Source organism: Marinactinospora rubrisoli, assembly GCF_042664915.1.
GTDB classification, from domain to species: Bacteria; Actinomycetota; Actinomycetes; order Streptosporangiales; family Streptosporangiaceae; genus Marinitenerispora; species Marinitenerispora rubrisoli.
This window is the reverse complement of sequence record NZ_JBHTBH010000009.1, coordinates 196,416-214,473: the sequence shown is the minus strand read 5'-3', so window position 1 is coordinate 214,473 and position 18,058 is coordinate 196,416. Positions and strand designations below refer to the sequence as shown.

13 protein-coding genes and 1 tRNA gene are annotated in these 18,058 nt (G+C 71.4%); 5 read left to right on the top strand and 9 right to left on the bottom strand.

All coding sequences use genetic code 11. From position 1 onward, the window contains the following. Window positions 1–732 precede the first annotated feature (732 nt). Complete coding sequence (locus ACFQRF_RS19435) at window positions 733–3,189, bottom strand: endonuclease/exonuclease/phosphatase family protein (protein WP_379872555.1); 2,457 nt, start codon at window positions 3,187–3,189, stop codon at window positions 733–735. Window positions 3,190–3,433: 244 nt separating this feature from the next. Here ACFQRF_RS19435 and ACFQRF_RS19430 point away from each other — a divergent pair. Then, window positions 3,434–3,509: transfer RNA gene (locus tag ACFQRF_RS19430), tRNA-Lys, on the top strand. A 143-nt stretch (window positions 3,510–3,652) separates the two neighbouring features. Here the strand turns inward: ACFQRF_RS19430 and ACFQRF_RS19425 are convergent. From ACFQRF_RS19425 to ACFQRF_RS19410, 4 genes are read right to left on the bottom strand one after another with little or no spacing between them, the layout of a single operon-like run. Then, a complete protein-coding gene (locus ACFQRF_RS19425) occupies window positions 3,653–4,885 on the bottom strand; it encodes an ABC transporter permease (protein ID WP_379872554.1) in 1,233 nt (410 codons plus the stop codon). Beyond that, window positions 4,882–5,574 carry an ABC transporter ATP-binding protein gene (locus ACFQRF_RS19420; protein ID WP_379872553.1) on the bottom strand — a complete coding sequence of 231 codons (693 nt, stop codon included), beginning with the start codon at window positions 5,572–5,574 and terminating at the stop codon, window positions 4,882–4,884. The genes ACFQRF_RS19425 and ACFQRF_RS19420 overlap by 4 nt, the downstream gene beginning before the upstream one ends. Beyond that, a complete protein-coding gene (locus ACFQRF_RS19415) occupies window positions 5,571–6,725 on the bottom strand; it encodes a peptidoglycan-binding protein (RefSeq protein WP_379872552.1) in 1,155 nt (384 codons plus the stop codon). The genes ACFQRF_RS19420 and ACFQRF_RS19415 overlap by 4 nt, the downstream gene beginning before the upstream one ends. Beyond that, window positions 6,725–7,213, bottom strand: a complete 489-nt coding sequence (locus tag ACFQRF_RS19410) for a hypothetical protein (RefSeq protein WP_379872551.1) — start codon at window positions 7,211–7,213, stop codon at window positions 6,725–6,727. Before ACFQRF_RS19410 ends, ACFQRF_RS19415 begins: the two co-directional genes overlap by 1 nt. A 158-nt stretch (window positions 7,214–7,371) precedes the next feature. Between ACFQRF_RS19410 and ACFQRF_RS19405 the strand changes: the two genes are divergently transcribed. Both ACFQRF_RS19405 and ACFQRF_RS19400 read left to right on the top strand, forming a co-directional pair. Continuing rightward, window positions 7,372–8,031: a response regulator transcription factor gene (locus tag ACFQRF_RS19405; RefSeq protein ID WP_379872550.1), complete on the top strand. Its 660-nt coding sequence runs from the start codon at window positions 7,372–7,374 to the stop codon at window positions 8,029–8,031. A gap of 55 nt (window positions 8,032–8,086) precedes the next feature. Beyond that, window positions 8,087–9,217 carry a sensor histidine kinase gene (locus ACFQRF_RS19400; protein WP_379872549.1) on the top strand — a complete coding sequence of 377 codons (1,131 nt, stop codon included), beginning with the start codon at window positions 8,087–8,089 and terminating at the stop codon, window positions 9,215–9,217. Window positions 9,218–9,463: 246 nt separating this feature from the next. Here the strand turns inward: ACFQRF_RS19400 and ACFQRF_RS19395 are convergent, their stop codons facing one another. Beyond that, window positions 9,464–10,333, bottom strand: a complete 870-nt coding sequence (locus ACFQRF_RS19395) for an alpha/beta hydrolase (protein ID WP_379872548.1) — start codon at window positions 10,331–10,333, stop codon at window positions 9,464–9,466. Between the two features lie 104 nt (window positions 10,334–10,437). Here ACFQRF_RS19395 and ACFQRF_RS19390 point away from each other — a divergent pair, with 104 nt between their 5' ends. Then, on the top strand, window positions 10,438–11,049 hold the full coding sequence (locus ACFQRF_RS19390) for a TetR/AcrR family transcriptional regulator (protein ID WP_379872547.1): 612 nt from the start codon (window positions 10,438–10,440) through the stop codon (window positions 11,047–11,049). A gap of 153 nt (window positions 11,050–11,202) precedes the next feature. Here the strand turns inward: ACFQRF_RS19390 and ACFQRF_RS19385 are convergent, their stop codons facing one another. From ACFQRF_RS19385 to ACFQRF_RS19375, 3 genes are all read right to left on the bottom strand, one after another. Then, window positions 11,203–12,852, bottom strand: coding sequence for a serine/threonine-protein kinase (locus ACFQRF_RS19385; RefSeq protein WP_379872546.1), 1,650 nt, complete (start codon window positions 12,850–12,852; stop codon window positions 11,203–11,205). Window positions 12,853–12,967: 115 nt separating this feature from the next. Further along, on the bottom strand, window positions 12,968–14,764 hold the full coding sequence (locus tag ACFQRF_RS19380; RefSeq protein WP_379872545.1) for a serine/threonine-protein kinase: 1,797 nt from the start codon (window positions 14,762–14,764) through the stop codon (window positions 12,968–12,970). 182 nt (window positions 14,765–14,946) lie between these two features. Continuing rightward, the gene (locus tag ACFQRF_RS19375; protein WP_379872654.1) at window positions 14,947–15,267 is read right to left on the bottom strand and encodes an alpha-L-rhamnosidase-related protein; all 321 of its coding nucleotides are present in this window, start codon (window positions 15,265–15,267) and stop codon (window positions 14,947–14,949) included. A gap of 370 nt (window positions 15,268–15,637) precedes the next feature. Here ACFQRF_RS19375 and ACFQRF_RS19370 point away from each other — a divergent pair, with 370 nt between their 5' ends. Beyond that, on the top strand, window positions 15,638–18,058 hold the full coding sequence (locus ACFQRF_RS19370) for a hypothetical protein (protein ID WP_379872544.1): 2,421 nt from the start codon (window positions 15,638–15,640) through the stop codon (window positions 18,056–18,058).

Genomic DNA, 18,058 nt, shown 5'->3' with positions numbered 1-18,058 from the left:
CTGTGGGTGCGGCGGTCACGATGCGTGACGGGGTGTTGGCATGGCGAATCCACGCCGGCTGAGCGGCGCCGGAAGAGTGCGGCAACGGCTGCGGGTGTCGGGCCGGGGTGGGCGGCTACCGGGCCACCGGACCGTGAGCGCCGCGGATGGGGCGGCGGCTAGACCGGGCGCGAACGTCGGTCACGGTGTGGATCGCTCGGCACGCGCCGGACCGGAAACCGCGGAAACATGAAAGTATTCGCGTATGCCCTTTTTGGGGCTGAGGATAGCGACATCGAGCAGAATGCTACCCAGGCGGCAGTCGAAATCACATCTGATGGCACGGCTCCGCTCCCTGGGAATTTCCAGAGTTTCCGTCCTTGGGGAATTTCACCTCTCATGAGGATGGGGAGCGTCCGTACAAATCCCTTCCGTGCGCGACAAGAGGGCACAAATGAGGAGATGCGCTCCTTATGTGTCTCGATGGTCCCGGGCCAGGACCGCAGTGCTGGTATCACGTGCCAGGAACGGTGCTCGATCCTGGGATTTTTCAGCACGGAACGGCACTTGGCGGCACTGACCGGATCGCGGCGAGCCGTCTCCCAGCGGGTCGGGATTCGCGCCCCTGATGGCGCACAGTCGAGAACCCCAGGCCGAATCCGGCCCGGGGTCCTTTCGTGTGCGGGCCCGGCGAGCGTGCGAGTGCCCGGACGGTGGCGGACGGCCGCCCGTCCGCCACCGCGGGGCGACGCGTTACCGGTGGCCGTTGCCCCGGTAGTACCGGTTGTCCTCCCGCCGGTCCAGCTTGTGGTCGCCGGAGAGCGGGCGGAACCGCAGCACCTGCGGGTCGTGGTCGCTGGTCTGGTCGTGGAACTCCGCGTTCACGTGCACGATGTCGTATCGGACCCGGTGCTCGACACGGGGCGAGACGAGCATGTGGTCCAGCGACTGCGCATTGCCGTCGTAGAGGTAGTTGTACCGTTCCTCCGCCGGCAGGTCCGTCATCGGGTTGTACAGCCCGCCGTCAGCGGTCAGCGTCTCCAGGGTGCGGGAGAACTGGAAGTCGTTGAGGTCGCCGACCACCAGGACGTTGGCGTCCGGGTCGGCGGCGATCAGCTCGTCGACGAAGTCGCGCACCAGCGCGGCCTGCGCGTGCCGCTGCTGCTCGGAGGACCGGTTCGGGGGCTGGACGGTGCCGTACAGCGGCTGGTCACCGCCCTTGGAGTTGAAGTGGTTGGTGACCACGAAGACGTCGCGGCCCTGGAACCGGAACTGGCCCACCAGCGGCTTGCGGGACGACTCCCACGCCGCATCCTGCGGCGCGATGCGGCCGGGCGACGCGCTCAGCCCCACCCGCCGGTTCTCGGTGGTCACCTCCACGCCGGTGGTGGCGTCTCCGCCGGGAACGTCCACGAAGGTGGTCCGGGCGGGGTTGAACAGGAACGCGTTGCGGATGTTGCCGCCGGGCGCGCCGCCGTCCCGGTTGTTCTCGGGGCTGATCTGCCGCCAGTGGTAGGTGGGACCGCCGGCGTCCTTGATCGCCGCGATCAGCCGCTCCAGGGTCTCGTCGGCGTCGACCACGCCGTCGTTCACCGGGCCGCTGTTGTCCTGGATCTCCTCCAGGTTGACGATGTCGGGGCTGCGCAGGTTCTGCACGATGCCCTCGGCGAGACGGTCGAATTTCGACTGATCGTCCGCCGGGGACAGGTTCTCCACGTTGTAGGTGGCGACCGACAGCTCCCAGTCGCGGGCGCGCGAGGTCGTCTCGCGCTCCAGCCCGTTGGCGACGTGCTCGCCGAGCGTCGTCGCCTTGAGCAGGTAGCCGCCGAACTGGCTGTAGTAGAGCGGGCCCTCCGTCACGCCGCGCAGCTCGTCGCCGACGTCGGCCTCGGGGAACGGGCGCTCGGCGAACGGGATCAGCGATTCGATCTTGAGCCGCCCGGAGTTGGCGTCGGCGTAGGAGCCGTACACGGTGCCGCCGCGCGGGCTGGCGTTCTGCTCCGGCTTCGTGGTGACCCACAGCGCGTTGTAGCCGTCCGTGGCGCCCACGACGCGAGCGTCCTCGACGCGCACCACCATGTGCTCGTGCGCGGCCCAGAAATCCAGGGCGTAGTCGTCCGGCCGCAGGCCGAGCCCGGAGATGTCGCCCCCGGCGTCGGGAGCGTAGGCGTCCGGCACGGTATCGGGCTCCAGCTCCACCGCCTCCGGCACGTCGTTCCCGGACGACAGGACCGTCCAGACGGCGCCGGTGAGCTGGGTGATCGACTGGTGGTTCATGTCGGCGTCGCCCGGCCGGTACTCGGCGACCCTGCCGGTCACGAGCACCTCGTCGCCGACCGCGACATCGGGCGTGGTGGAGCCGGTGAACACGAACAGCGCCTCGCTGGTGCGCGGGTCGTCGTCGCCCTCGGCGTCCTGGAACCAGAAGCCCCGCGCGGATCCGGTGGGGTTCACCGCGGTGACCACTCCCGGAACCCCGGCCACCTCCTGGCCGGAGTGCGGCGAGACCCGGGTGGTTCCCTGGATGTCGTGGATCCGCAGCTCACCGGGCTGCTCCGGCCCGGGCGCACCGCCGCCGCCATCACCGGGGCCGGTCTCGCCGGCGGCGTTGACCGGCGTCGGGTCACCGGCCGTGAAATCCGCGGAGTTGTCGTCGGTGTCGGTGAGCTCTCCGTCGCGGGCGACGGAGAGGGTGTTCGACCCCGCCGGCGCGGGCGCGGTCTCGTGGACGGCCGCCGCGCCGTAGCCGACCATGTCGACGACCGCGTCGTCGGCCGCACACGCGGCCGCCGTCCGGCACGTCACCGGTTCGGTGCCCGCGACCAGCAGCACGGTCCCCTGACCGGCCGCCATGGCGATACCGCCCTCGGCGTCGGCGACCGGCAGATCCCGGCTACCGCCGCTGCCGGCCCCCTCCTGCACGAGATAGCGCCCACCGGCCGCGATCTCGCCCGAGAGCTCGGTCACCTGCACCCGGGTACCGCTTCCGGGCTGAGCGGGCAGGTACTGCACGCTCCACCCGTCCACCCCGACCGCCGCCGCACCGGCATTCCCCAACTCGACGAAGTCGTTCCGCCAGGTGGCCCCGCTGTTGCCGCCCCCACCGTAGACCTCGCTGATCACCACACCGGGCTCATCGGCCGCGGCGGCCCCTCCCGGAACGAGCACGGCACCGCCGGCCAGTATCAACGTGACGGCCGTGCCTAACACGGACCGTGGGTATGAGATTCGCACTCTTGTCTCCAAGCGATCGGGTGCGCATATCGTGCTGCGGCTGCGTGACGTGAACGAGACTGGTGTGCGAAGACACGACGTCGGGGGACGGACGGATAACGGTTTGACCCGCGAGAACACGAGGCGTGACCGGCCACGAGAACGAACGAGGTACGAGCCCGGGCGCGGGATCCGGTAGAGTACAGGGCGTCGACCACCCTGGGCTGGCGCGGTCGGCAGGGCGCCATTAGCTCAATTGGCAGAGCAGCTGACTCTTAATCAGCGGGTTTGGGGTTCGAGTCCCTGATGGCGCACCACTGGTAGACGAGTAGAACCCCAGGTCAGGGCCGGTTTTCCGGGATTCCGACCTGGGGTTCGCGACGTTTCACGGCGGGACGTCTCACGGTGGGCGGGACCGGCGACGTCCAGTCCGGGAAAGGCCGGACCGCCAGGTCACCCGTCATGAGTTGAGGGCCGCCGTCGGCGGTGTTCGCGCCGCGCGGACCGCCGGGTAGAGTCCCGCGATCCCGCCGATCGCGAGTGTGGCCGAGATGGCCACGACGATCGCCCCCGGTGGGAGCGTGAAGGGCCAGCCGTTGACCAGGGCCATGACGCCGGTGGCGGCGGCCCCGAAGGCGCTTCCGAAGACGCCGCCGAATGCGGACAGCAGCAGCGCCTCGGCGAGGAACTGGACGAGGACGTGCCACCGCGTGGCCCCCAGCGAACGGCGCAGCCCGATCTCGCGCCGCCGTTCGAGGACGGAGATGATCATGGTGTTGGCCACGCCGATTCCACCGACGAGCAGGGCGATCGAGCCCAGTCCCAGCAGCAGGCCGGTGAACGCCTGGTCGGCGGCGTTCTGTGCGGCGAGGGCGTCGGAGGGCCGCGAGACCTCGACCTCGTTCGGTGCCTGCGGTGCGACCGTCGGAGCCAGCAGGGCCCGGACCCGCTCCACCGCGTCGTCGGCCGACCGCTCGTAGATCGTGGTGGGGCTGCCGTCGAACCCGAACAGCTCGGTTGCAACGGCCGGGCCGATGAGCGCGGCGGTGTCGAGCTCGGGAGCCAGGGCCACCGGCTCCAGGATTCCGACGACGGTGAAGTAGGCGCCTCCCAGCCACACCTGTGTTCCCGGCGTCACGACGCCGAGCCGCTCCGCGGCCGTGCTGCCGAGCACGGCGGTCGGGAAGTCCGAGGTCGCCGGGTTCAGCCAGGAACCGGCGTGCACCTGTCCGGACACGACGCCGAGGAGGTCCTGGTCGGCGACCATGGTGGCGATTCCGCCGGTGGCGTCCGGATCCGACAGCGGGCTGCGGTACACCGGCTCCTCCAGGACGGCGGTGCTGCTCGCCTGCTCCACCCCCTCGACCATGCTGACCCGTTCCAGCGTGTCGGGGGGCAGGTTCGTCTCCTCCCCCGTCAGGTCGGTGCCCGCGGTCGCGGTCAGCAGGTTGGTGCCGAGCCGGGCGAGTTCCTCGTTCAGGCGCGCCTGGCTGGAGGCGGAGGTCCCGACGACGGCGATCATCGCGGCGATGCCGATCGCGATTCCCAGCGCCGAGAGCACGGCGCGGGTCGGACGGGCCCGCAGACCGGTCGTGCCCAGCCGCAGCACGTCGCGGGCGAGTAACCGGGACCGTGCCGGCGGTCGCGCGGGTGGCGGGGTGTCCGCCGCGGCCGCGGTGGTGGCGGTGCTCATGCGACCGCCTCCGCTGTCGCGGAGTCGCTGACCACGCGTCCGTCGCGGATCGCGATCCGCCGCGGGAGCCGCTTGGCCAGCTCGCCGTCGTGGGTGATCACCACCACGGTCGTCCCCTGCCGGTTCAGCTCGTGCAGGAGGTCGACGATCGCGGCCCCCGCGACGGAGTCGAGGTTGCCGGTCGGCTCGTCGGCGAGCAGCAGCGGCGGGTCGCCGACGACCGCGCGTGCGACCGCCACCCGCTGACGCTCGCCGCCCGACAGCTGGTTCGGCCGGTGGTCGAGCCGGTGCCCCAGGCCGACGCGTTCCAGCGCGATCTCGGCCCGCCGGCGGCGCTCACCACGCGGTACCCCGGCGTAGAGGAGGCCGTCGGCGACGTTGTCGAGGGCGGAGACTCCCTCGGCGAGGTGGAACTGCTGGAACACGAACCCGATGCGGTGCGCCCGCAGCGCCGAGAGGGAGCGGTCATCCAGGTCGTTGACGTCGAGTCCGTCGATTCGGGCGACGCCCGCGGTGGGGCGGTCGAGTGTGCCGATCAGGTTGAGCAGGGTCGACTTCCCCGACCCGCTGGGGCCGACGATCGCCACCAGTTCACCCGGCATGATCCGGAGCGTGACCCCCGCGCAGGCGAGAACGGGCGGCTCACCGTAGCAGCGCCGCACGTCGTCCAGGCAGATGATCGGATTCATCGCTGCGGCACCACCACTCGCTGGCCCTCCGCCACGCCTTCGCCGGAGATCTCCACCCGGCCGGCGGCGAACAGTCCGGTCGTCACCGGCACCTGCCGGGTGGTGCCGTCGGCGTCGACGACCTCGATGCCGTACTGGTCCGGGTCGAGCGCGATCAGGGCGCCGACCGGGATCGAAAGGACGTCCGCACGCCGTTCGCTCGGGACGTCGACGGACACCGACGCCTCCTGGAACGACGCGGCGGCGTCCGGATCGTCCAGCGTGACGACGATCGGGATGACCGTCCGGCCCTCGTCCTCGCTCTCGGTCGGCGTGCCCACCGAGGCGATCTCGCCGGTCGTCTCCGTGTTACCGGGCAGGCGCACGACGACCTCCCTGCCAATGACCGCGAGCTGCTGGTCGGCGAGTGCGAGGTCCACGTCCACGATCTGGCTGGTGCCGGTCGCGTCGAACAACTCCGCGCCCGGGCCGACCTGGTCCCCCTCTCGCGCGGTGAGGTTCCCGATCCGCAGATCGCCGGAGGCGAACACGACGGACCCGAGGGGCAACCGGCCGGTGCGCTGCATTCCTTCCTCCTTCTGCCACGCGTCGATCGCGTTGGCCGTGGGCCAGGTGAACTCGTCGTCGGGCTCTTCGTCGAAGTAGCCGAGACTTTGCAGGCTCTCCTCCAACTGCTTCACATCCGGGCCGTCGCTCATCCCGATCTCGAAGTCGCGCCACGCGGGCGTGCTCCCGCGCAGGAGGAAGACGGGTACGTCGTCCACCGCGTAGATCCGGTCGCCGAGGGCCAGCACGGAGCCGGCCGTGGGCAGAGCGGTGATCACACCGTCCCGCGCGGCCTGCATCGTGCGCGGATCGGAGAACCGCAGCGTGCCCGACGCGGTCGTACTGCCTTCGAGGGGGCCGCGGACCACCTCGTCCGTGGCGCCGTCGAAGGTGGTCACGGGTTCTTCTGCACTCGTACCGAACCCCGCGGCGGCGGTGATCGGTACGCCCGCGCCGACGGCCACGGCGATCGCGGCGACGAGGCCGAGCACCAGGCGGCGCCGGGAACGGCGCGACCCCGTCGCGCCGTTCCCGCGTTCCCGGGTCACCGGGAACTCCAAGTTCGTCGTGGCCTCCGGGGCGGGCACGTTGTCGCTCGCGGCCATCAGCCTTCGGACCCGGCGGCGTCATCGGACGAGCAGGCTTCCAGCACCTCCGTGGGCACGCCCTCCGGCACGGGGCGCGCCCCCGGACCGGGCTCGGGGTCGGGCACGTCGTACCCCTCCTCCCGCAGGCATTCGGCGAACGCCAGCGCATCGGCGAGGCGCTCTTCGTCAGACGGCGCAGGGCCGCCCTCGGGGGCCGGCGGCTGGCCCAGTTCCCCCTGGCACGTCTCGGCCGCCGCGCTGAACGCCTCCGGGTCGCCGCCGCCGTCGAGGTTCATGCTCCCGTCGGCGGAGGGGTCGGGCATGTCGATGCCCTGTTCGCGCATGCACCCGGCGAAGGCGACCTGGTAGTCCTCGAACGACTGCGTGCCGTCGGAGGCGCCGCCCGAGTCGGAATCCTCGTTCGACGCGCCGCAGCCGCTCAGAACGGCGAAGAGCAGGGGGAGTGCCGCCAAGGCGGCGAGCTTCGACGTGCGGTGTTCCAGCATGGATCGTGCTCCTTCTGGGGCGGGACGCGATTGCCTCGCGGACGCCGCCCATTCGAGCACCGGCCCTGTTGCCGGAGTGTTCAGGAATTCGCTTAAGTTCTCGCAACACATGATGTGGTTCCCTGGTGCGATCCTCGCCCGCACCAGGAAGGCCACCAATGCGCGTGTTGATCGTCGAAGACGAGCCGTACCTCGCCGACGCGATCCGCGCGGGTCTCCGCCGCGAGACCATCGCCGCCGACATCGCCCATGACGGGGTGACGGCTCTCGACTCGATCAGCGGAAACGACTACGACATCGTCGTTCTCGACCGCGACATCCCCGGCGTTCACGGAGACGACGTCTGCGCCCGGATCGCCGCCGAGCACCCCCGGCTGCGGGTGCTCATGCTCACCGCCGCCCGCGCGCTCCACGAGCGGGTGGCCGGGTTCGAGCTCGGCGCCGACGACTACCTGCCCAAGCCGTTCGAGTTCCCCGAGCTCGTCGCGCGCCTGCGCGCCCTTGAGCGTCGCAGCCAGCCGGCGCGGCCGCCCGTCGTGGAGTCCCACGGCATCCGGCTCGACGCGTTCCGCCGGGAGGTCTACCGCGACGGCCGCTTCATCCGGCTCAGCCCGAAGGAGTTCGCCGTGCTCCAGGTGCTCATGAACGCCGACGGCGGAGTGCTCAGCGCCGAAACCCTGCTGGAGAAGGCGTGGGACGCGAACGCCGACCCGTTCACCAACGCCGCCCGGGTGACGATCTCCAACCTCCGTAAACGCCTGGGCGAACCCCGCGTGATCCAGACCGTACCGGGCGCCGGTTACCGATTCGGGGCCTGACGTGCCCGCTCCGCGCGCTGACCACCCACGCCGATCCCGGCTGCTGCGTCACCGGTTGACGATCCGCACCAGACTGACCCTGAGCTACGCGGGGCTGGTCACCGGGTGCGGCGCCGTACTCATTGCCATCGTCTACCTCTACATGCGCTACGTTCCCAGCTACCACATCGCCGGTTTGCCTGATCGGCGAGACCTGGAAGGCGAGTCGAGCGAATGGTCCGGGGTCGCCAGGCCGACTGACGGGATCCAGGTCACGAGCGTGGCCGACTTCCTCGACACCCTCCTCGTCGCCTCCGTGATCGCCCTCATCATGCTCGCCCTCCTCGGCGGCATGGTCGGCTGGATCGTCGCCGGCCGCATCATCGAACCGATCGCCGCGATCAACGCCGTCGCCACCCGCGCCGCCACCGGGGCGCTCGACCATAGGGTCGGCCTCGACGGCCCCAAGGACGAGATCCACGACCTCTCCGACACCTTCGACCGCATGCTGGCCTCGCTGGAACGCTCCTTCGCCGCGCATCGCCGTTTCGCCGCGAACGCCTCACACGAGCTGCGCACCCCGCTAGCGACGACCAAGACCATGCTCGACGTCGTCCTCGCTGACCCCCGGGCCGAGGCCGCCGAACTGCGCGCCCTCGCCGAGAGGGTCCGCGAGGTCAACCAGTCCAACATCGAGACCGTCGACGCGCTCCTCGACCTCGCCAACGCCGACAACGGCGCGCTCGCGCAGGAGCCGGTGGACCTCGCCGAGACCGTCGACGCCGTCATCCGCGAACTCGCCGACGAGGCGGCGGGCGCCGGCGTCGACGTCCGCACGACCACCGGAACGGCCAGCGCCTTCGGCGATCCCGTCCTCGTCCGGCAGGCCGTCTCCAACCTGCTCCGCAACGCCGTCCGGCACAACCAGCGGGGCGGCCACGCCGCGGTGCGGCTCTCCCGCAGCGGCGCGGGCGCGCGGGTCACCGTCACGAACACCGGACCGCACGTCCCCCAGGAGCTCGCCGACACGCTGACCGAGCCGTTCACGCGCGGCGCCGGCCGCTCCCTCACCCGCGGCTCGGGGCACGGACTCGGCCTCGCCATCGTGTCCGCCATCGCCCGCGCGCACGCTGGCCGGCTCGCCCTGCGGCCCAACCCCGACGGCGGTCTCACCGTGCACCTCGATCTTCCGGAAGCCGGGCGGTAGGGGGCTGCTCGATGCCCGCAGCGGCCAGCGCATCCTCCACCGGATCACGAACAGCGGGCCTGCGCCACCCGGTGTCCCATAGCGGTGAGGCGACCTCCGGGCACGGCCACCATGAACGGCGAGATGCGGCAGAGATCGACCGTGGCGCGCACAGGCGGGGGAACGCGGTGTGTCGCGGTCACGAAGGCCGGCGCTGTGCTTCCGCTACCGGGGGATCGCCCCCGCGCGAACGACGCTGACACGGTCCTAGCGCCTGTGGCAGGTCTTCAAGTAGCTGAGGAATGATGCTTGTAGCCCGGTGACGTGCGTCTCCTGCAACAACGCGTTCGAAACCTGCTCCGACCGCCCCTGGGTGTGCAGCCGTTCCACCGTCGTAAGGACGTTACGGGCCATTCCGCGATAGAAGGGAATGTCTCCTAGCAGTTCGGCTTCGTTCAGCGTGATGTGCAGCCGTGGAGCGGCTGCGTCCTCGCCGAGTTCTGGCAGAGCTTCGACGAGGGTGAAGATCTGGCTGTCCGCACTGGCCACACCGGGACTGCCCGCACCGACGCTCGCGAAGAGTCCTGTCTCGCGCAGCCATGCGTAGAGGGCGAAAAGACCTCCGTAGGAGTAGCCGAAGAGGCCGTGCCCGGACTCGCTGACCCGCAGCTTCGACCGCAGGTGAGGGTGGAGTTCGCCGGTCAGGAAGTCGAGGAAGACGTCGGCGTGGGCTTCCGCTAGCTCCGCGAGGTAGGCGTCGACCTGCTCCTGGGTCATCGCACCCGCATCGCGAGCCGCCGTGAGGGTGGCCAGCATGTCGTCCCCGATGGGTTCCCCCGGCGGCACGAGGTCGCGGTTGCGAATCTGTGCCCAGGCCGCAGCCTCCTCACCGGTGTACCCGATGCTGACCTGGATGTAGGGCGCGATCGTCAGATACGGGTCCGCCTGACTGACGATGAGGGGCGCGGTGAGGCCGACCGTCCAGTTGCCGTCCAGCACGTAGATCAGCGGTAGGGGATCCGCGGAGTCGGCATGACCGGGGGGCGTGGTCACCCAGACGCCGTAGCGGTGCCCTGACCGGGCGGTCACCTCCAGGTACTCCGTGTCCGGCAAGCAGCCGTGCAATATCTCGCTCATCGGGTTTCTCTCTTCATGATGCGACCGCGCCACTTTCCTCAACAGTGGTGAATTGAACGTGCGGTAACGTACTCAACAGTGGTGAAACTGTCAACGGAGGCAACGTGAGATCGCCGGTGGGGGAAGGGAAGAAGCGTCTCCTGGAGGCGTTGTTCAATGAGTTCGGCGAGAACGGCCCCAGCCCGAACCTGTCGATGCGCCAAGTAGCGGAGCGGCTCGGTGTGCACCACACGTTGCTGACGTATCACTTCGGGTCGCGGCCGGGTCTGCTGCGTGCTGTGCTGTTAGAGGCGCGCCGCCGCGATAACCTCGTCATCGCCACGACCGGCAGCGAACTCGGGTTCGTGGCCCTGTGCAGAGCCATCTGGAACTTTTACTCCGACCCCGCGCACGAAGACCGCACCCATGCCTTCTTCCACCTGGTCGGGCTCGCGGTCTATGAACGCGACGCATTCCAGGAGCTCGTCGTCGACATCGATGGCCTGGCGCACCTTCTCGAAGCGGCGGCTCTTCGCGACGGCGCTACGCCGACCGACGCCAGGCGGCAGAGCATCATCGCGACCGCATGTCTGCGAGGACTCTTGCTGCAAAGGCTGCTGACCCCGACCGCCGAGGTCGACGCCGCGGCCGAGCGCTTCATCACCTCGTTGGCGGCATTCGAGGGTGAAAGTCACGCGATGCAAACCACCATGACCCACGGGCCGACCGGTCAGTAGGTTGCGCCGACGCCGAACTCGGTGCGCGGGACGGTCCGCGTGCGTCTGGAGCCCGGGTCAGGGCCGGTTTTCCGGGATTTTCGACGCCGCGTCCGCAGTCGGTCGGCTGGCCGGAATGAACATGGCGGGCCCGCTCGCTCGGCACGCCGTCGTTCAGGTGCACTCCGAGTACTCGACGGTGAAGATGCCGGTGGCGGCGTCGTAACAGATCCCGACCGGGGGAAGCTGCCCGCCGTCAGTGGTCGGGCCCTGGAAAGCCAACAGGCCGCTTTCCGGGGCTCCGGAGATCGAGAGCGTGAACTCGTTGGTCTCCTGCCCCTGCGGCTCCTCCGGTGCGGGGGTGTAACTGAACTGCGAGTCCGGCGTCAGCTCCTCGCCGTCGGCGACCACGTACAACGCGTCCTGGGTGAACCCGGGCGCCTGCCCCCGGACTCCCTGGGACTGCCCGTTGATGGTGAACCGGATCCCGTCGTCCGTGGGTTGCGGGCTATGGACGAAGACCTGCGTTGCGGCAAGGCCGCCGCCCAGCGACGCTGTGAACAGTCCGACGTTCCCCTGCGCCGCGCCGACTTGAGCCGTCGCGCCGTCATCGTTGCCGCCGCCGGAGACCTGGTCGACGGCGGCATCGGGCGGGCCGGCCGTCCCGCCCGCATCCTGGCCGCCCCCGCCGTCGCCGTCCTCACCCACCTGGCCACCGGCGTTCCCGTTGTCCGGGCCGCCGCCGTCGGCTCCGCCGTCGTTTCCACTCTCCTGTTCGGACAGCGTGTCCATCGCCAGGGGAGCGGCGAGGGCTCCGCCGCCTAGGAGCGTCAGGGCACCTAGGACCGCACCGGCGACCAGCAGGGGGCGGCGGCGCCGCTTCCGGGGCGGCTTCGGGGGCGCCGCCGCCATCCCGGTCCATTCCGCGTTGAGCAGCGTGGTGACCGCGGTGGCCGGATCCTGGCCGGGAGCGGCATCCACGGCGCGGGTGCTTCTCCACAACCGTTCGACGGCACGGAGCGCCTGCCCCGCCGTTGGCCGGGCGGCCGGGTCCTTCGCCAGCGCCGCCTCCAGCAGTGGCCGGAGTTCGCCCGGCGTTCCCTCCAGGTCGGGGTCGGACTTCAGCACCCGGTAGGCCAGCGCGTTCGGCGCGCCGGCCCCGAACGGCTCTCGGCCGGTGGCGGCGAAGGCCACCAGCGCTCCCCAGGAGAAGATGTCGGACTGCTCGGTGACCTGGCCGCCGCCGTACTGCTCCGGGCTCATCCAGCCGGCCGTGCCGACGACTCCGCCGGTGCGCGTGAGCGCGGTCTCCCCGATCGCGCGGGCGATCCCGAAGTCCAGCACCTTGGGGCCCGACGGCCCCAGGATGACGTTGCCCGGCTTGAGGTCCCGGTGCACGATGCCCTGGCCGTGGATGGCGTGCAGCGCCTCCACGAGGCCGGCGGCCAGCGCCAGGAGCTTCCCGCCGCTCAGCGCGCCGTTCGCGCGGACGTACTCGCGCAGCGTGGGCCCGGGAACGTACTCGGTGGCCAGCCAGGCGGTGGTGCTCTCGGTGTCGGCGCCGCGGAACGCCGGTACGCAGGGGCTGTGCACCCGTTGCACCAGGTCCACTTCGCGGGCGAACCTAGCCCGGAACTCGGGGTCCGTGGCGAGTTCGTCGCGGACCACCTTCACCGCGACGTACCCGTCGCGCCGGTCGTCCCGGGCGGCGAACACGCTGCCCATCCCGCCGGCCCCGATCCGGCCCACCACCGGGTAGGGGCCGATGCGTTCGGGGTCGTCGTCCAGTAGGGGGGCGAAGTACGTGGGGGTTCCGTCAGTCATCGACCTGGTTCCGTATCAGCGGGGGAGCGGGGCTGTTCGTGTGGTTCGACGCGCGGCCTCGCGGTCCGGTTCGGCCGCGGCCACCCGGTCACCCTTGGACCGCCCCAGGGCCGGGTCACCCGCATGGCATCCCGCCGCCCTCGGCTTCCCCGATCGGCTGTTGGTCATGCCACTCGGGTCCCTCCTGGTAGCACACCCCGTACCACCCGCGTTCCTGCTCCGTGAGGGTGTGCCCCCATAGCTCCGCGGGAGGCTCATAGCGGAGATAGCGCATCTCGTACGCCGTGACCGGGTCGGCGGCCGGGTTCGCGTTCTCCGGGGGGACATCGTGGATGGTGAAGGTGAACTCGTCGGTGGGCCGGTCGGCGTCGAGCGTGGTCAGGACTTCGGAGTCGGTGGACCGGTAGAACCTGTCCCAGTCCCGGTTGTAGAGGTTCGCCACGTCCTCCTGTTGCAGCCGGAATTCCATCGCCTGAAAGTCCTGTGTGTGCAGCGTGTAGCTGCCCGTGTCGCGGAAGTACTCGGCGCTGCCGGTGAAGACGACGTCGTCGCCCTCGCGTTCAGCGGAGGAGAAAGTGATGTGCAGCTGCGGTTCCGCCGCCCCGACGGTCGAATCGCCGTCGCTGTGCGCCTGCCGGGTGGCGACCTCGATGGTGTCCGGGGAGATGTTCCGCACCTGCACCGCGCCGACGGTGAAGTCGTCCTCGGAGTCGCCGGCGCGTAGGTTGGCGCCACCCTGGTCCACGTCGGCAAGCTCGTCGCCGCCGGAGCCGCCGTCGCCCCCCTGCTCCCCACCGTTCTCGCCGCCCTGCTCCTGTGCCCCGTTCTCGCCGTCCGGAGTGCTCATGGCGCGCTGCCAGGAGAGGGCGCCCATGCCCCCGATCAGCACCAGCGCGAGCCCCGCCGCCACCGGCACCAGCACCTTGCGGGCGCGCCACCGGGAGCGTTTGGGCGGGGCGAGGCTGTTCCACACGGTGCTGCCGTCCCCGGCGGCGCCGACCTCGGTCCAGCGTTCATTGAGCAGGCCGGGGAGTACTCTGGTCGCCTCCTCGTTGGTGACCTGTGGGCTTCCCGTCCACATCGCGGTGACCGCGTCCAGTGCCTGGGCGGCGGTCGGACGCCGGCCCGGGTCCTTCGCCAGTGCCGCGGCGACCAGTGGAAGCAGATGCTCGGGGACCCCCGCCAGGTCGGGTTCGTGCTCCATGGTGCGGAATGCGAGCTCGTCCGGGGTACCCGAGCCGAAGGGGCGCCGGCCCGTGGCCGCGTAGGCCACCAGTCCGCCCCAGGCGAACATGTCCGACTGCGGGGCGGGGGCGGCACCCCGGTACTGCTCCGGAGCGAGCCACCCCGGGGTGCCGAGCAGGCCGCCGGTGCGGGTGATAGCGGACTCCTCGATCGCGCGGGCGATCCCGAAGTCCAGCACCTTGGGCCCCGTCGGAGCGAGGATGACGTTGCCCGGCTTGAGATCGCGGTGCACGATCCCGGCGGAGTGCACCACCTGCAGCGCCTCGGCGATCCCCGCGGCCAGCCCCAGCAGCATGTCGCCGGTCAGCGGGCCGTTCCGGCCGATGTGCTTGTTCAGCGTCAGACCCGGCACGTACTCGATGCCCAGCCACGGGCGAGCGTCCTCGGTGTCGGCGTCGAGGAACGCCGGCACACATGTGCCGGTCACCCGGCGCATCAGGTTCACCTCGCGGGCGAAGCGCGCGCGGAACTCGGGGTCGGTGGCGTACTCGCGGTGCACCACCTTCAGCGCCAGGGGCGCGCCGCCGTTGTCGACGGCCGCGTAGACGGCCCCCATCCCACCCGATCCCAATCGCCCGACGACACGGTAGCCACCGATGTGGGTGGGGTCCTTGTCAGTGCGGGGTGCGAGACCGGCGGCGGCGAACTCATCTGGAGTGCTGTGCACGGGACTCTTCCGGGGGCGCGGGGGCAGGGGGCGAAGACGAACGAGCGAGCGCGCGGCTGCCGGGCATATTCGGTGCGGTGCGAATCGGGCATCGCTCCGCACGGGAACGGCATGGTAATGAACCCGGCGAAGCCGGACCGGAGCCACTTTAGCCGGTCCCGGCAGGGCCGGGGCGACGCCCATCACGCTCGGCCTGGCACGCCCGTGCGTACACCTTGGCGGCGAGCCGGGGGCCCATGACGGGAGAGCCGATGGCCCGATCGTGCCCCAGAACCACCCGGCAGGTACGCATGGGGTGGACGTTCGGGGGCGCCCTCGTAGCCCCAGCCCGAGGTGGGGACGGTGGCGGGCAGCTCTCCGGAGGGAAGCCGGGAGTCCAGGACGTCGCTCAGGTACTCGCGGTGGAACCGGCTCATGCCGAACTCGTAGCTCGCGGTCGTGGCCGTGAGCCGCGCATCGCCCGTCCACCCGGCCTTCTCGTACACCGGGGTATCGGTGGGGATGTGCTGGTGGTCATTGAGCAGGGCCCGGCGGGTATCGCCGCGGATGGGTCAGCGGCTCCGGACCGCTGGCGAAGCGGCCGATGGACGCGAAGTCGTTGTGCACCCGACTGCCCTGGAGGGGGCCGGCCGTGGGGGGACGTCGAGCCGCCGACCAGCGATCACGAACCCGACGGCGCGCGGCGTACGCCGACCGCGTCGTGTCACCGCCGTGGCCGCACGATTCGGCGGAATCGGCCGACGAAACGATGGGGCGGAAATCTCGCCGGCCGCGTCCAAGGAAGATCGACTCGTCGCGTGCGGCACGCGGCGCTCCGCCGTCCGGGCCGCACGGTGCACACGAGACCGCCCTTTCCCGAGTGAAGGACCTGCTGTGCGTCCCACTGGCATGAGCCCGCTCCGCGCCGCCCTCTGGATGGCGGACCCCGCCGTCGGAACCGATCTGCTGAAACGGCTGCCGGAGGAGGCCGCCGCCGCCCTCGCCGACCGGTACAGCCTGCCGGAACGGGTGGCGGAGGCGGTGGCCGGCTCCGCGCCCGGCCTGGTACGGGCGGTGCTCGGGCAGCCGGACGGCGCCCTCGACCGCGACCTGTACCTGCACGTCGCGGCGCTCGGTGACCCCGAGGCGGGATGCGTCCTTTACGGCCGCCACCGCTGGGCCGAGGTGATCCCCGGCCTGCGCTCCGCCGTGCTGGCCGCCGCCGACCCCGGTGATCCCGGTTGGTACACGGAGCAGGGTCTGGTTCCAATGCTGCTGCGGTCCCCGGACAACGACGTGCTGTACCCCGCCCTCGCCGGGCCGTTCCCCGAAGTCGTCGCGCACGGCGTCCGGGTGCTCGCGTCCGACCTCCCCCTGCCGGCGCTGCTGGACGCGTGCGCGGTAGTCGCCGACCGGGCCGGCGCCGAGGCGGTCGGCCGGCTCGCCGGGGAGGTGGCGGAGGCGGAGCACGCCGGCCTGGCGGACCTGCTGCGCGCGGCGGCCTCCGCACCCGATCCGGGCGCCTTCCTCCGGGTGCGGCGCCCGGAGGGAGAATGGATCGACCCGGCCGCGGTCGGCGCGCTGCTCCGGGTCCGGCGCAACCCGCAGCGGCTCGGAGCGCCGTGCGTCCCGCTGGACTGGGGGCTCGTCCGGCGGGAACACGAGCGGCGGCCGTTCGAGGGCATGCAGTGCGTGGCGCTCAGCCGGTGGCCGGACTGCCCGGAGGACTTCGCACTGACCGGCTTCCACAGCGCGCCCTCGGCTGCCGTCAAGCATGCGGCCCGGCTGCCGGTGCAGGTGCTCTCCGGCGAGGAGGCCCGCGCGGAGCGGTTCGCGTTCACCGAACCCGTCCGGCGCGGGATCACCGGGGGCTGGTGGTCGCCCGCGCGCCTGCTCGGCGAGGTGGCGCCCGCTCACCGGATCCTGGCGGCGCTGCCCTACGACCATGCGCCGACCCGGGCGGCCGTGGCGGAGGCCCTCGAGCCGCTGGGCACGGACCCCGCGTCCTGGATCACCCTGTACGCGCGGCTGCCGCGCTTCGACGGCCCGTTCACCGCGCTGGTCGCCGACGCCGGCACGGCGAAACGGCGAAGCACCCGCTGGCCCCGCCCGCTGGAGGCGGTCTTCCCCGCCACTCCGCCGGAGAAGTCCCGCGCGGTCTTCCTCGACCTGCTGATGTGCGCCTCGGAGGAGGCGCGACTCGCCGTGGTCCCGCACCTGGACGCGCGCGCCGTCCAGCACCTGCTCGTCTACGGCAGGCCGTCCGATCGCGTCCGGGACGCCGTGGTCGCGGCGCACGGCACCCCGGCGCTGGAGTCCTTCGCGTCCGCCGACTTCCTGCCGCGGCGTGATCGTGAGTGGCTGCTCGACCTCGATGACCCGCACGTCAACGCCCGGCTCTTCGCGCACTGCGCCATCCCGCAGGCCGAACGCGTCCGGATGCTCGCCGGTGACCGCCGCGACGGCGGGCGGGAGCCGGTCGCCGAGCCGCTGCTCCGCGAACTGCGCGACACCAATCTCGGCCACTACCGGCACTGGCTGACGGCCGGCATCGGCTCCGGTGACATCGGGGTGACCCGCGTGCTCCTCGACCGGATCAGGCTGCACACGCTCGCCGGCCGGCTCCGGCTGCTCGTCGCCTTGGGGGAGCGCAACGGTGCCCAGGCCGTCCGCGAGGTCGCCGAGCATCCACGCTTCCCCGCCACCACCCGGCGGCTGATCGCCGCGGCACTGGACGACCCGGATCCCGTCGCGACGCTGCGCCGCCACCTCGCCGCCGAGGAGGACCCCGAACGCGTGGTGTCCGGCCTGCTCGACGAGCGCGCGCACACCGCAGAGCGCCTGAAGAAGATCCTCTCCGAGGGCGGGGCGCTGCCCTGGCCGGAACTGGAACGGGCCCACGCCGCGAAACCGTTCCCGCCCTCGCTGCTGCTGGAGCTCGCCAAGGAGCGCGACTGCCCGCGGTCGCTGCTGCTGGACCTGCTCCGCACGCCACCGCCCGTCTCCCGCGGCTACCGCCACCAGCACGGCCTCCGGTGGCTCACGGAGGTCCTGGACCGGGGGCTGCTCACGCCGACGGACGTGCTGGAACGGTGCCCGGAGCCGCGCCGGATCCTCGGGTACCTCAACGACCTCGCCACCGGCAACGACGACCGGCCCCGTGTCCGCGCGCGATTCGGCGCCGAGATACGCCGCTCGGCCCGCGCGCACCTCGGCGCGGACCCGGAGGCGTGGGCGGTCGCGGTACGGCTGTTCCCGGAGTTCACCGGCACGCTTCCGGAGCTGCTGCGGACCGCCGCGGTGATCACCGCCTGA

Bases quoted from the DNA above. Each gene is read 5' to 3' on its own strand.
- ACFQRF_RS19425 (WP_379872554.1), bottom strand. From the start codon at position 4,885: ATGAGCACCGCCACCACCGCGGCCGCGGCGGACACCCCGCCACCCGCG.
- ACFQRF_RS19420 (WP_379872553.1), bottom strand. From the start codon at position 5,574: ATGAATCCGATCATCTGCCTGGACGACGTGCGGCGCTGCTACGGTGAG.
- ACFQRF_RS19415 (WP_379872552.1), bottom strand. From the start codon at position 6,725: ATGGCCGCGAGCGACAACGTGCCCGCCCCGGAGGCCACGACGAACTTG.
- ACFQRF_RS19410 (WP_379872551.1), bottom strand. From the start codon at position 7,213: ATGCTGGAACACCGCACGTCGAAGCTCGCCGCCTTGGCGGCACTCCCC.
- ACFQRF_RS19405 (WP_379872550.1), top strand. From the start codon at position 7,372: ATGCGCGTGTTGATCGTCGAAGACGAGCCGTACCTCGCCGACGCGATC.
- ACFQRF_RS19395 (WP_379872548.1), bottom strand. From the start codon at position 10,333: ATGAGCGAGATATTGCACGGCTGCTTGCCGGACACGGAGTACCTGGAG.
- ACFQRF_RS19385 (WP_379872546.1), bottom strand. From the start codon at position 12,852: ATGACTGACGGAACCCCCACGTACTTCGCCCCCCTACTGGACGACGAC.